The organism is Tateyamaria sp. ANG-S1 (assembly GCF_000814025.1).
GTDB lineage: Bacteria > Pseudomonadota > Alphaproteobacteria > Rhodobacterales > Rhodobacteraceae > Tateyamaria.
Window position 1 is genome coordinate 228,782 of the sequence record NZ_JWLL01000006.1, and the last position, 13,637, is coordinate 242,418.

14 protein-coding genes are annotated in these 13,637 nt (G+C 61.5%); all 14 read right to left on the reverse strand.

From position 1 onward, the window contains the following. Positions 1-15: 15 nt before the first annotated feature. The gene (locus tag RA29_RS12400) at positions 16-576 is read right to left on the reverse strand and encodes a hypothetical protein (protein WP_039686408.1); all 561 of its coding nucleotides are present in this window, start codon (positions 574-576) and stop codon (positions 16-18) included. A gap of 244 nt (positions 577-820) precedes the next feature. Next, the gene (locus tag RA29_RS12405; protein WP_039686410.1) at positions 821-1,375 is read right to left on the reverse strand and encodes a CvpA family protein; all 555 of its coding nucleotides are present in this window, start codon (positions 1,373-1,375) and stop codon (positions 821-823) included. A 32-nt stretch (positions 1,376-1,407) separates the two neighbouring features. After that, positions 1,408-2,775 (reverse strand): DNA repair protein RadA, encoded by a 1,368-nt coding sequence (radA, locus tag RA29_RS12410; protein WP_039686412.1) that lies wholly within the window; start codon positions 2,773-2,775, stop codon positions 1,408-1,410. A gap of 39 nt (positions 2,776-2,814) precedes the next feature. Continuing rightward, positions 2,815-3,564, reverse strand: a complete 750-nt coding sequence (locus tag RA29_RS12415) for a DNA repair protein (RefSeq protein WP_241462606.1) — start codon at positions 3,562-3,564, stop codon at positions 2,815-2,817. Positions 3,565-3,728: 164 nt separating this feature from the next. Next, positions 3,729-4,478, reverse strand: a complete 750-nt coding sequence (locus RA29_RS12420; protein WP_039686414.1) for an ATP-binding cassette domain-containing protein — start codon at positions 4,476-4,478, stop codon at positions 3,729-3,731. Beyond that, a complete protein-coding gene (locus RA29_RS12425) occupies positions 4,475-5,248 on the reverse strand; it encodes an ABC transporter permease (RefSeq protein ID WP_039686416.1) in 774 nt (257 codons plus the stop codon). The genes RA29_RS12420 and RA29_RS12425 overlap by 4 nt, the downstream gene beginning before the upstream one ends. Further along, positions 5,245-6,279: an alanine racemase gene (gene alr, locus RA29_RS12430; RefSeq protein ID WP_039686418.1), complete on the reverse strand. Its 1,035-nt coding sequence runs from the start codon at positions 6,277-6,279 to the stop codon at positions 5,245-5,247. Before alr ends, RA29_RS12425 begins: the two co-directional genes overlap by 4 nt. A 56-nt stretch (positions 6,280-6,335) precedes the next feature. Beyond that, on the reverse strand, positions 6,336-7,130 hold the full coding sequence (locus tag RA29_RS12435) for a DUF1194 domain-containing protein (protein ID WP_039686420.1): 795 nt from the start codon (positions 7,128-7,130) through the stop codon (positions 6,336-6,338). A gap of 140 nt (positions 7,131-7,270) precedes the next feature. Beyond that, on the reverse strand, positions 7,271-8,764 hold the full coding sequence (locus RA29_RS12440; protein WP_039686422.1) for a replicative DNA helicase: 1,494 nt from the start codon (positions 8,762-8,764) through the stop codon (positions 7,271-7,273). A 269-nt stretch (positions 8,765-9,033) separates the two neighbouring features. Continuing rightward, entirely contained in the window at positions 9,034-9,708 is a 675-nt protein-coding gene (locus tag RA29_RS12445) for an orotate phosphoribosyltransferase (protein WP_039686425.1), read from the reverse strand. A 76-nt stretch (positions 9,709-9,784) separates the two neighbouring features. Then, the gene (gene pyrC, locus RA29_RS12450; protein WP_039686427.1) at positions 9,785-10,816 is read right to left on the reverse strand and encodes a dihydroorotase; all 1,032 of its coding nucleotides are present in this window, start codon (positions 10,814-10,816) and stop codon (positions 9,785-9,787) included. 33 nt (positions 10,817-10,849) lie between these two features. After that, positions 10,850-11,803: a hypothetical protein gene (locus RA29_RS12455; RefSeq protein ID WP_039686428.1), complete on the reverse strand. Its 954-nt coding sequence runs from the start codon at positions 11,801-11,803 to the stop codon at positions 10,850-10,852. An 88-nt stretch (positions 11,804-11,891) separates the two neighbouring features. After that, entirely contained in the window at positions 11,892-12,938 is a 1,047-nt protein-coding gene (locus RA29_RS12460) for a glycosyltransferase family 2 protein (RefSeq protein ID WP_039686430.1), read from the reverse strand. Continuing rightward, complete coding sequence (locus RA29_RS12465; protein WP_039686432.1) at positions 12,935-13,636, reverse strand: FkbM family methyltransferase; 702 nt, start codon at positions 13,634-13,636, stop codon at positions 12,935-12,937. Before RA29_RS12465 ends, RA29_RS12460 begins: the two co-directional genes overlap by 4 nt. Between the last annotated feature and the right edge of the window lies 1 nt (position 13,637).

The window sequence follows — 13,637 nt, forward strand, 5'->3', positions numbered from 1 at the left end:
ACATACTGCGACCCTTTACGCAGCGACCGTGTCCGGTTGGCCAAATTTACCTGCAGAGGCGGCGAGCATGGCGCGGGCATTCCCATAGTCGAGACGCGGGAAGAAGGTGTCGCCGGTGCTGGGCGCGGCGTGGATCAGCAGACCGGATTGGGCATAGATCATTTCCTCGTCCGCGAAATGCAGTTCGGCAAGGTCGGGGCCGTGAAACAGGCTGGGCCGCACACCGCGCCAGCCGCTCAGTGCCTTGACGGGGGCGGATACGACCGGCGCGTCGCTCCAGCCCGCGGGGGCGTGCAGGGCAATATGCGCGTCGGCAGGCAGGGAGACGTCGGAACAGGTGGACAGCACGCCGCCGGGAATATGGACCAGTGGGGCCCCGTGGTCGGGCTTGGTGATCGCGGTGATTTCGGCAAAGCCGCCATCAAGCGTTGCAACGGCATCACCAGCCTTCAGTGCATCAACGGTGCGCCATCCGGCGTCGGTTTCGAGCATCGTGTGCGCCGTCAGTGTTGCGCTGATGCGGGCGGCGGCAATGGGTGTGATGTCGGCAAATGCGGCGTCGTGGTTGAGAAACATGGGGTAACCTCCGGGTCAGGACTGTGTGTTTGTTCTGGGGACCAGAACGCTCCACAAATCTGCCGCTTTTTGGTCACAACCACGGCCAAAGCCGGGCGCTGTTTCGCCACAGTCACCAGTGGCTGGGCTGTGGCCCGCACTCTCCGCACAGGGGCGACGCGATTAACTGGGGGGTAACCACGATCTGCCTGTCCTTGCGCGGCGAGCGCCTTCGAAATGTCTGATTCCCGGACGCGTTGTCGGCTTATTCGCCGCACACACCCACAAGGCTTTCGTACTGCCGGGTGATCCAGCCAAGCGCCTCTTCGGGGTTCTGCTCTTCGATCTGACCGGTGAAGCGGCCGAACACGGCAGCGGACCGGCTTTCGTCCACGATGGTGAATTCCTGTCCGGTGATCACGGTGTCGTAGACAAAGAACGCGATGGCAACCAGCAGGATGCCGCGCGCCACGCCAAACAGGAATCCAAGTCCCTGATCGAGACCGCCAAGGACCGAGCGTTGCACCAGTGACGAAAACAGCGGCGTGAAGAGAGACACAACGATCAAGGCCACCGCGAATACCAATGCAAAGGCCCCGATAATGCTGAGTTCACAACTGTCTGCGATGAAGTCCCCCACGACGGGGATCTCGCGCACAAGCGGCTCAACGCGCGGCGCGAAGAGAAAGGCGAGGATTGCCGCTGCGATCCATCCCGCAATCGCCATAGCTTCGCGCACGAAGCCCCGTCCATAGGCCAGAAGGGCCGACAGGATGATGACGACGGCCACGACGCCGTCAATGATGGTGAACCCTTCCATGGTCCTGCCCCTTTGTTCTGCCCCGTTTGCGCTTACCCTGCGCCGAACACGTCACCTACAAAACCGGTCAACTCGCTGAAGCGCTTTAGCGTCATTCCGGGTGCGCCCTGGGCTTTGCCGCCCTTGGGTGCGATGGCGGATGAAAAACCAAGTTTTTGGGCTTCTTTCAACCTGTTTTCGGTTTGGGGCGCGGGTCTTAGCGCGCCCGACAGGCTGATTTCGCCGAAAACCACTGTATCGGCGGGCAATGCAGCATCTTCGCGTGCAGACAGAAGTGCGGCTGCGACCGCCAAGTCTGCTGCCGGTTCGCTGATCTTCATGCCGCCCGCGACGTTCAGATAGACATCGAGCCCCGCAAAGGGGATGCCGCAGCGCGCCTCAAGCACGGCGAGTATCATGGCGAGCCGCCCGCCGTCCCAGCCCACGACCGTGCGGCGGGCTTGGGAATGGGGCGAGGGGGCGACAAGCGCCTGCATCTCGCACAGGACGGGCCGCGTGCCTTCGATACCCGCAAAGACGACCGAACCGGGTGATGGTTCGCCCCGTTCCGACAGGAACAGGGCAGAGGGGTTTGTGACTTCCGCAAGCCCTTTGCCGGTCATCTCGAACACGCCGATCTCGTCGGCGGGGCCAAAGCGGTTTTTGACCGCACGTAGGATGCGGAACTGGTGGCCGCGTTCGCCTTCGAAGTAGAGGACCGTGTCGACCATATGTTCGACGACGCGCGGGCCAGCAATCTGCCCTTCTTTGGTGACGTGACCGACAAGGATGATGCTGATGCCCTTGCGCTTGGCGAATGTGGTCAATTCATGCGCGGCGGCCCGCACCTGGCTGACGGAGCCGGGCGCGCTGTCGACGGTGTCGAGCCACATGGTCTGGATCGAATCGATGATGGCAAGGCCCGGCGCCTCGGCCTCGAGCGTGGTCAGGATGTTGCGCAGGTTGGTGTCGGCGGCCAACTGCACCGGTGCGTCTGACAAGCCGAGGCGCTGGGCACGCATACGAACCTGCGCGCTGGCCTCTTCGCCACTGACATAGATTGTCTTCAGACCTTTGCGGGCGAAACGTGCGGCGGCTTGTAAGAGCAAGGTGGATTTCCCAATGCCCGGATCGCCCCCCACGAGGATGGCCGAGGCAGGTACAAGCCCACCGCCCAGAACACGATCCAGCTCCGCAACCTTGCTTTCGGTGCGGGGCGGGGGCGCTTCTTCGGTGCTGAGGTCAGTCAGCGCAACCGTCTTGCCGCGCTGGGCGCCGAGCCCCTTGCTGGACGGACCGGCGGACAGGCCGGTGTCTTCGGAAATGGTGTTCCACTCTCCGCAGCTGTCGCAGCGCCCTGACCATTTCGAGAAGGTCGCGCCGCAGGCTGAGCAGGAATAGGTGGTCGTGGATTTCGCCATGCGCGATGGTCTGCCAGCGGGGGCAGGGGGCGGCAAGCCCTATTCGACGCGCATGGGCAGTTGCGTCACCTTGGACGGCTTTGCAGGTTGGTTGAGTTCGGGCAGCAAGCGCTCCATCTCGTCCAGAAGCCGCTCCAAGTGGGCACGGGCCACGTTTTCCTCAAGATCAAGTCGATTGATCCAGGTCGAAAACTCGCCATGAATGGCCTTGGCTTGTTCCAGCCGGTCGTTGAACTGCGCAATCTCGAACTGACGCTGTTTCAGGAAGGACCGGGCGCGTTCTACCCGCTCCGTGGAATAGGCTTCCGCCAGATCACGGCTGATATGAGACATCTTGGCCGCCAGCTCCAAAAGCTCGGGCTCAAGCATCCCCAGGTCCGGGTGATCGCGCAGATAGGCCAGCCGGTCCCGCGTGCTTTCGAAGGCATCGCCCAGATTGAACACGCCGTCGCGATCCGCGTGGTGCGCTGCGTGATAGGCGCGTGTGATGTCATCGACCCTAACGCTGAACTGCCGGTGCGAGTTCTCAAGCTGCATGATGCGCGCGTTCGTCGGCAGAAAGAAACAAAGTGCGACGGCAAATACGGTCAGCCCGATTTGCGCCAGCATTCCGGCATGGGCCACATGAAGCCCGTCCCACATGACCGGCAGATCAATCCATGGCCATATACCTGCCACGGCCAACCCGGTTGCCAAAACGGAAAACAGCGCCAATCCCGCAAACAAAATCAACGCCAGCCGCCGCATCATTTCAGCAAATGTGCGCGCGGCAAAGATCAAATGGTTCACAAGTCTTCCCCCCAGAAGACGAACTATCAAACAAACAATAAATCTAAGCGTCGGAAAATACAGTCAAAAAGTTGTGGGTATGACCTTCTATCGGTGCCCACTGTTTCCTAATGCGCGGAAATACCACCGAAATGTCTGCATTGTCCGCAGCAGGTGCTGAGCGTTCAACGCACGGTTTCAATCGGCCCCTCGGCCCGCCCGTTGATGAACTGATCGAGGTACGGGTCATGCGCTGCATCAATGTCCGCCACGGGGCCGGTCCACCTGATCTTGCCCCCGTGCAGCATCGCCACGTTGTCCGCGATGGTGCGCACCGACGTCATGTCGTGGGTGATCGTCATGGTCGTCGCGCCCATCTCGGTCACGATCTCGCGGATCAGGTCGTTGATCACACCCGCCATGATCGGGTCGAGGCCGGTGGTCGGTTCGTCGAAAAAGATGATCTCTGGATCGGCAGCAATGGCCCGGGCGAGGCCTACGCGCTTTTGCATCCCGCCCGACAGTTCTGCGGGTAGCCTGTCGGCCACATCCGCCGTCAGCCCGACGCGGCGCAGCTTTTCAATGGCGATCTCGCGCGCTTCATCCTTGGGCCGTTTGAGGCTGCCCCGCATCAGACGAAAAGCGACGTTCTGCCAGACTGGCAGCGAGTCAAAAAGTGCGGCTGCCTGAAACAGCATCCCGAACCGCGCTAGAAAAGCGTCGCGATCCTTTGTCTGCGTCACATCCTGCCCGTCTACGGTGATCGTCCCGCGCTCTGGTGTCACCAGACCCAGCACGGTCTTGATGCAGATGGACTTGCCCGTGCCAGACCCGCCAATGATGACCATCGACGTGCCGCGTTCGACATGCAGGTCTACGCCGCGCAGTACGTGGTTGTCGCCAAAAGATTTGTGAACGTTGGACAGCGTGATCATACCGAAAAGAACACCCCCGTCAGAACGAAATTCGCGGCGAGGATCAACACGGCAGCCGCCTCAACCGATCCTTTGGTGGCCCGGCCCACGCCCTGGGCGCCCCGGCCCGAGTTCATGCCGAAATAGCAGCCCATAAGGGCGGCCAGGCAACCAAACACAGCGCCCTTGACCAGAGACGACACAACATCGCGCAGCTCAAGAAAATCAACGGTGTTCTGGATGTACGCCGCGGCATTGAACCCCAGCGTACCCGTTGCCACCGCATAGCCGCCAAAAATGCCGATGATGTCGCCTACGCCCACCAGCAGCGGAACGGCAAGCGTTGCCGCCAGTACACGCGGCACTGTCAGGTACTTCATCGGATGGGTCGACAGGGTGACCAGTGCGTCAATCTGCTCGGTCACCTTCATCGTCGCAATTTCCGCCGCAATGGACGACGTGACGCGCGCCGCGATCATCAGACCAACCAGCACAGGTCCCAATTCGCGCACCATACCGATGGCGACGATCTGCGGCACGACTGCCTCGGCATTGAAACGCGCGCCACCCGCATAGATTTGCAACGCCAAAGCGCCGCCGGTGAAGATCGCGGTCAGGCCAACCACAGGCAGCGACAGCCACCCGATGTTCAAGAGTGCAAGCGCAAACTCACGCGGATAGAACGGCGGGCGCACCAGATGCGTCAGCGTTGCGCCAAGGAACATGGCCACACGCCCGATGGCCCCCAGCAAGCCCAGCGTAACGGCCCCGATCCCGGCCAGAAGCCTCATTGCACAAGCGCCCTGTGATAGCGCAGGCCGAGCGAGGTCAGGATTTCATATCCTATCGTGCCTGCCGCATCTGCGACCGTATCGACGGACTGATGTTGGCCCATCAACTGCAAATCGTTTGGATCATGGCCCACATCTGTCACGTCCGCCGTGATCAGGTCCATCGACACGCGCCCGACAACAGGGCAGGGCACCTCGCCCGCATACAGCGTCGCTTTCGGTCCCATGGCGCGGATCAGACCATCGGCATAGCCGCCCGACACCGTAGCAATGCGCGCATCGCGCGGCGCGGTCCAGGCATTGCCGTAACCAACCGTCTCGCCCTGCGCCACATCGCGCACCTGAATGACGGGCAGGTCCAGGGTCACGACCGGCTCTGCATCAACAAAGGGCAGCCCGCCATACAGCCCGATGCCGGGCCGGGTCATGTCGAAGTGATATTCGGGGCCGAGGATGGTGCCACCGGTCGCAGCCAACGAACGTGGGACATCCAGCCCATCCGTCATGGCGCGAAACTCCGCCAGTTGGTGGGCATTCATCGGGTGTTTCGGCTCATCTGCGCAGGCGAGGTGCGACATGACTAGGGCTGGGCCTTGTGCGACGGCAATATCCCGCACTGCAGACCATTCGGCGGGTTCCATGCCCAGCCGGTTCATGCCGCTGTCGAGCTGAATGCCAAAGGGATGGCCGGGCAGCGCCTCCACATGGCGCAACATCTGATCGACGGAATTCAAAAGCGGGGTGAGTGCGGCCTCACGCATGGCGGCGGTGTCGCCTGCCATATGCCCCGAAAAGACATAAATGGCGGGGCCTTGCCCAATAGCCCCGCGCAACGTGTTGCCCTCGTCCGCAGTTGCCACAAAGAAGCTGCGCACGCCGGCACGCAACAGCGCGCGGCCCACCACCGGCGCCCCAAGACCGTAGCCATTTGCCTTAACCACGGCACCGGTCTCGCCGCTGCTCATTGCATCAAGGGTCTGCCAATTGCGCACAAGCGCGCCAAGGTCGATGGATAGGGTCGCTGACGTCATGAGCGCCTGTTTGGCAGGACGGCGCGGATTGGTGAAGGGGGAAAAATGCGCGCAGCTTAAGGCAGGGCAAAGATGTCGCGGTTCCGTTCCCAGATCTCTTCGCCAATCAGGCAATTGTAGGGGGCGGCCGAGCGGACCTGTGCCTGCCAAAGCGTCGCGGGTTGACCTGCAATCTCAAGCACCAGCTTGCGGCGCACCGCGTCTTCGAACTCCGACCAGTCTGTCACCGGCACGACAAAGGCACCTGTGCCGCCAATGACGCAGGCGGTGTAGTAGACATCCAGATCGGGGATGTTCCACCGCGCCATGATCCCCTCGTCCTGGGTCATCAGGGGCAAGCCGTTGATGGTGATTCCGCGCGCCAGCACCTCATCGCGCGCGCGGGTGACAGGAACACCCATATTGTTTGGCCCATCGCCAGACACGTCGATCACCCGTCGCAAACCGTCAAACCCGTTGGCCTCGATGCTGTCGGCGGCATATGTCAGGGCACTGGAAATCGACGTGCGGCGCATCCCCTGATCCAGATGGGAGGTGATCTGCCCCGCGATCCGCGCTGCGTCTTCCTGTGTACCCAGCACTGTCCAAGGTACGATCTCGCGCTGATGAAATGCACCGGCCCATTCGACATAGGTGATGGCGATGCGCCCCAGAAATCCGCTTGCAATGGCGTCCTGGACTTCTGCTGACTGCAAGGCCGCGGCATAGCCACGGCGCTGTATTTCCAGTTCGTAAGGCTGCATGGAGCGGCTGACGTCAACGGCCAGAAACAACTCCACATCTACCTCGACCCGATCTTCCGCCTGAACGGAGGTCGCAAGACAGGCGAGCAAGAACCACACAAAACGCATGGTACAACCCTGCATTGCAGCCGCCCACCTGTCCAATCAAAAACAGATGTGGCCCTTCTTCTGGCTGAAAATACCTCGGGGGAGCCGAAGGCGGGGGCAGCGCCCCCTTAAAAAATAGTGTCGCGACAGCGTCCTTTGGATCAGAACCCGGCCTCGCCACCGCCACCCTGCTGCCAGGGCTGCACCAGGTTGCCAAAGCGCGTGAACCGCCCTTCAAAGCTCAGATCAACCGTGCCGATGGGGCCGTGCCGCTGCTTGCCGATGATTACCTCGGCGCGGCCGTGCAGGCGCTCCATCTCTTCCTGCCATTTGGCCATGGCTTCCAGATCGTGATCGCCGGGTTTCTCGCGTTCCTTGTAGTACTCCTCGCGGAACACGAACATCACGACGTCCGCGTCCTGTTCGATGGATCCCGATTCCCGCAGGTCGCTCAACTGCGGCCTCTTGTCTTCGCGGCTTTCCACCTGACGCGACAGCTGGGACAGGGCGATGACTGGGATGTTCAGCTCCTTGGCAATGGCCTTCAGGCCCATAGAGATCTCGGCAATCTCCTGCACCCGGTTGTCGGCGCCGCCGCGCACAAGCTGAAGGTAGTCCACCATCAGCACGTCCAGTCCATGGGTCCGTTTCAGCCGCCTAGCGCGGGCCGCAAGCTGCGCGATTGGAATGGCCGGTGTGTCGTCGATAAACAGCGGACAGGCTTCCAACTGCTTGGCCGCATCCACGAACCGCCGGAACTCCGCCTCGGTCATGTCACCGCGACGGATGTTTTCCGACGGCACTTCGGCCGCTTCCGACAGAATACGCGCTGCGAGCTGTTCTGCGCTCATCTCAAGCGAATAGAAGCCAACGACGCCGCCTTCGATGGCGCCTTCAGACCCATCAGGCTTCAGCCCCTTCTTGTACGCCTTGGCGATATTGAACGCGATGTTGGTGGCAAGCGATGTCTTCCCCATCGAAGGCCGCCCGGCGAGGATCAACAGGTCCGACGGGTGAAGCCCCCCCAGCTTCTTGTCCATGTCAATGAGGCCGGTGGAGATGCCCGCAAGCCCGCCCTCGCGTTGATAAGCGGCATTGGCAACATTAACAGCGTCCGTTACGGCCTTGAGGAAGCTCTGAAATCCACCTTCGGATGTGCCTTGTTCGGCCAGCTTGTAAAGCGCCTGTTCCGCCTCAACGATCTGTTCCTTGGGCTCGGACGCGACATCGACCTTGGCTGCTTTGGCGCTGATGTCGCGGCCGAGCTGGATCAGGTCACGCCGCACGGCGAGGTCATAGATCATCTGCGCATAGTCACGCACGGCAAAGGCGCTAATGGCAGCCCCGGCCAGACGTGCCAGATAGGCAGGTCCACCCAGTTCCTTCAGCCCCTCGTCATCCTCCATGAATGCCTTCAGCGTCACGGGGGAAGCGAGGTTGTTCTTGGCGATGCGCGCCGCCGCAATCTCGAAAATGCGGGCATGGACGGGATCGTAGAAATGGGTCGGGTTGATGATGGCTGCGACCCGGTCGTAGATGTCATTGTTGGTCAGGATCGCGCCCAGCAACTGCTGCTCGGCCTCGATCGAGTGGGGCATTGTCTCTGCATCCTGAACCGCCACTCCGGTCGGATTGATCGCCGCAATCTCGTTCATTGTCCCACTCTCTGCTCGTTGTTGTTCTGTCCCCGTGGCGGGTGTCTTGCCACAAGCGGTGCGGGCTTGGAAACCGGGAGCAAGTCTGTGGAAAACCCGGTGGATGCCGCAAAAACGTGGTTTACACTTTTCCGCATATGGTGGTTGTGCCCTGTGACGCTACCACATCTGCACGCGCGATGGCAAAAGAATCACGTTTGTGCACAGACATCCACAGCGGCCCGCAGGCCATAAATTGACGCTACGGTTCCGTATAGTATACCATTCGCCTACGTTCGGGCAGCCTGCCACCCGCGCGGGTCGTTGAGGAAGGCTTCGACACCGCTCAGGGTTGCGTCGTCAAAGCCGCCCGACGCTTTGGCCTCGGCCAACACATCCCACCAGGTGCACAAATGGTGCAGCGTCACGCCATGATCGCCCAGCGTTTTTTCCGTCTCGGGAAAGATGTCGTAGTAGAAGATGACGGCGGTGTCCGCGCAGGTGGCTCCGGTTTCGCGGATGGCATCGACAAAGCTCAGCTTCGATCCGCCATCTGTCGTCAGATCCTCCACCAGAAGCACCCGCTGGCCCTCGGTCATCACGCCCTCGATGCGGGCGTTCTTCCCGTAGCCCTTGGGCTTTTTCCGCACATAAGTCATCGGCAAGGCCATGCGTTCCGCCACCAGGGCGCCAAAGGGCATGCCTGCCGTCTCGCCGCCCGCAATGTTGTCGAACGCCTCAAAGCCTGCGTTGCGCATCACCGTCACTGTCAGGAAATCCATCAGCGTAGCGCGGATACGGGGAAAGGAAATCAGCTTGCGGCAATCGATATAGGTGGGCGAGGGCAGGCCCGATGAAAGCGTAAAAGGCTCATCCGGGCTGAAATGCACCGCCTCGATCTCCAGCAGCATACGGGCGGTCAGGCGGGCCATCTCTTCGGACGTGGGGTAGCTGGTTGGGATCATGGTGCTTTTCTTTCGGGCTCTGGCGTTGCCGGACAGTGCGGGAGCCTCCGGCGGGGATTTTTTTGAAACAGGGAAGTTACTGGACGGACCACGTCAGGTCGAAACCGGGGTCAAAGACGGTGACGGGACCCTCTGCAGTGTCGATCTGACTGGGCAGGTCTGGTGCGGTTTTCGTCAGTGTGACTGTGTCCTGGTTTACCGGAAGGCCGTAGAATGCGGGCCCGTTTTTGGATGTGAAGGCTTCGAGTTGGTCGAGCGCGCCTTCCTCTTCAAACACCTGTGCCAGGATGGGGAGCGTGTTTGGCGCGGTGAAGCAGCCCGCACAACCGCAGGGCTGCAACTTGTTGTCATCCGTGTGCGGTGCGCTGTCGGTCCCAAGGAAGAACCGCGCTTCGCCCGATGTTGCAGCGGCGCGCAGGGCAAGCCGGTGCTCCTCGCGCTTGGCGACGGGCAGACAGTAGTAGTGTGGTCTGATCCCGCCTGCCAGGATGTGATTGCGGTTGATCACCAGGTGGTGGGTCGTGATCGTGGCGCCCAGGCTGTTATCCTGCGCGCGGGCATAGTCGACGGAATTGAGGGTCGTAATGTGTTCCATCACCACGCGCAGACCCGGTGTGGCCCTGCGGATCGGGTCCAGCACCCGGTCGATAAAGACGGCCTCGCGATCGAAAATGTCGATGTCACGGTCGGTGACCTCGCCATGTACGCAGAGCGGCAATCCAATCTCTGCCATCCGCTCAAGCACGGGGCGCACCTTGTCGAAATTGGTCACGCCCGAGGCCGAATTCGTCGTTGCACCCGCCGGATAAAGCTTGACCGCCTTGACCAGCCCGCTGGTATGGGCCGCTGCAACATCATCTGCATCCGTGTCTTCGGTCAGATACAGTGTCATCAAAGGCTCGAAGGTCATACCATCGGGCAGGGCGGCCAGGATGCGGTCGCGATAGGCTGCGGCCTGTGTTCCTGTCACCACCGGGGGCACCAGATTTGGCATGATGATGGCGCGGGCAAAATCCCGGGCGGTCCAGGGCAACACGGCACGCAACATGGCGCCGTCGCGCAGATGCAGATGCCAGTCGTCGGGGCGGGCGAGGGTGAGTGATGTCATGCCTCGCGGTTAGCACGGTCGCTGCGCGGGTTTCTAGCCCTCGTCGTGCTGTTCTGCGGTGGTGCGCTGCACTTCCAGTTCAGCCAGACGCCGCTGGAATCTGGGCATCTTTTTCATCCGTCTCACCACATTGCGCGCCATCATGTAACTCAAATCTGTACGCCCATCCCGGTCGAGGGCCGCCAGAACCCGGCGCAGGTAGCCGGGATAGGTGCGTCGCGCGCGGTAGACCTTGGCGAATTGCTGGCCGTCCAACGTGCCTTCGGCTGCCATTTCCATCAGGTCGGGCAACACGTTCATTTCCATCAGATCGCTTTGAATCGCATCGCCCATATTGCGCAGCCGGTACTGGGTCACGCATGTGCGCGTGAACAATGCGGCGTGCATCGCATCCAGCGCCTCGACCGGGTCAAACAGCACATAAGCGTGTTCGCACGCATCCAGCATGTCGGGGGCATAGCCGTAGCGGGAGGCAAAGTCAGTGCGCCGCATTTCGACAAACCGGTCGTCCCATCCGGTCACGCGCGGATCCAGGGTGGCCTGCGGCTGGATCGCCAGCACCCGCGCGCCGGGCGCGGCCACGGAATAGGCGGCCGCCGCATAACCGCAGGGCCCTGCGCCGTAGAAAAGGACGGTGTCATACTCATCGAAAAAGCCGTCGTCGATCATGTCATCGAAGTACTCGATGACATGTCTGTCCCGGAACCATGTGTCGCCATCCGATGCAATGCACAGGCTGGACCAGTCGTTGTCGTGCACCATGGACCAGCCCAGAGGCTCGGCGCTGTCCGTCAGGGCCCGGATGCCCTGTACCGATTCGAAGGTCACAACCAGCGTGTCACCCCGCCGGATATGGGCTGCGAAGTGCTTGCGTCCAAGCGGCTTGAAGAACCCTTGTTTTTCAGTGGTTTGCGCAAGTCGCGTCAGCCAATCCGACTTAGGCAGATCGGCGAGGTCCGGCTCGAACGGGATTACATCATCCTTCATCACTCTATCCTCACATCCCGCGATCTTTCGCTGCGGTTTTTAGGAAAAGTAGCAATAAAATAAGGCAGAAATTGGGAAAGGCGACGGTCTAGCGCCCGGATTGCCGCGCCAGATTGGCGTAGCGGATCATGAATTGCGCAGCATCGCGGGGCACAGGGCGCGTGGGCGGCGACATCAGCAAACGTCCAAACAGGGCGCGAAAGGGTTCCTGCTGCATCAGGGCGTGGAAGCGATCCTTGCGCCATGCGACGGCCTGATCGTGCAGCCGGGCGAGGGTGTCGTCGCCTTTCAACTCTGCCAAATGCGCATCGCGCGCGGCCCGGTAGCGATGGATGCTGGTGTCCTCATCCGTGCAAAAGTTGCGCTCGACCCAGTAGTCGATGCCAAGCATGTCATCGGAATGCACGGCCCGGCCCCTGTCGGCCTTGAGGACATAGCTTTCCATGGCGCCCAGCGGGTAGTGGTTCAGTTGCGCAAAACCGTAGTTCGGGCGACCGAAATTGGAAAAGATGCGGCGCGTCTTGAACTGGTCGTCCAGCGCGCGGCCATGGCTGTCAAACCACCGGGCCTGGGCCAGCTTGTCTTCCTTCACGTCCTTGGGACGGTGCACACCCGGTTTGCGGTAGGTGCCGTCATTGGCATACAGCGTCTTGAACATGGATGCCCGCCAGGGCCAGTGCAGGATCTCGGGCGCTGCCTTGGTGAACGTGTCGGTCACCGGCTTGTCCTGAAAACGCACCTGACCGTCATTGCCAAACAAGCGCCATGTCAGTGTGATGGCCGTGGCATCGGGCAGGGCGGCGTGCAGATCATCCAGCGTGCCGTTGCCGACGTGAATGTTCACAAACTCGTCCACATCCAGCGGCAGGATCCAGTCGGCGGACTTGACCTGCTTAATCTTGGCCGCGGCCTTGAGCGCGGTGAACTGAATGCCGCCCTTGTCGTAGGGGCCGTCATTGCGGACATGGGTCAGCCAGCCCAAGGTTGCCAGCCGGTCCAGCATGACATCGGTGCCGTCGTCGCAATCGTTTGAAAACACCAGAACATCATCAAAACCGACCGCACGATGATGGGCCAGCCATTCCAGCAGAAACGCCGCCTCGTTCCGGACCGTCAGAAGAGCAAGATGTGTCACTTGAGCGGCCAGGCCCTGCGGAACGTGACGACCTTCCGTGTCGACAGTTTGGGGTAGTAGGCCAGACCGGCCGACATCATGGCACCGAACACCGCATTCACGCCCTCGGGCCCGGTCCATTGCGGGTGCAACTCGACCACGGCAGCCCGCAAAGTGCTCAGATCCATCTCGGGCAAAACCTCCGCCTCGCCCCCCTCGATGTCACAGACCAGCACGGTGGGTTTGATGGCCCTTGTCTGCTGGCGTGCATTTACCACGTCCACTGTGTCTGTGCGCTGCACGCCATCGCCATGCGTCTCATCGGTCGAGGAGGCGAGGATGTTGCCGCGCACATGGAACGCCTTCGTGCCCTTGCGCTTGCCGAGCATCGCATGATGCACGGTCGCGTTTTCAACGCCGTTGGCGGCGTGGACGCGGCTGATGTAGTCGGCCAAGACCCCGTTTGCCTCGTAAACATGAACATGCGCCGCCTCGCTCTTCTTGGCTAGCAGGGTGGAAATGTAGCCAAGCCCGCCCCCCAGTTCGAGAACGACATCACCCGGCTGCACCACCCGCAGCACCGCGTCGCCTTCCTTCGTCTCGTAAAGTCCGCGCCGCAGGCTGCCCGCAATGCGCGGCTTCAGCACCTCCATGTCGCGCGGAAACAGCAGACCGCGGGGCGTCTTGATCATGGGGCTCTGCACCGGCGCTCCGTCCATC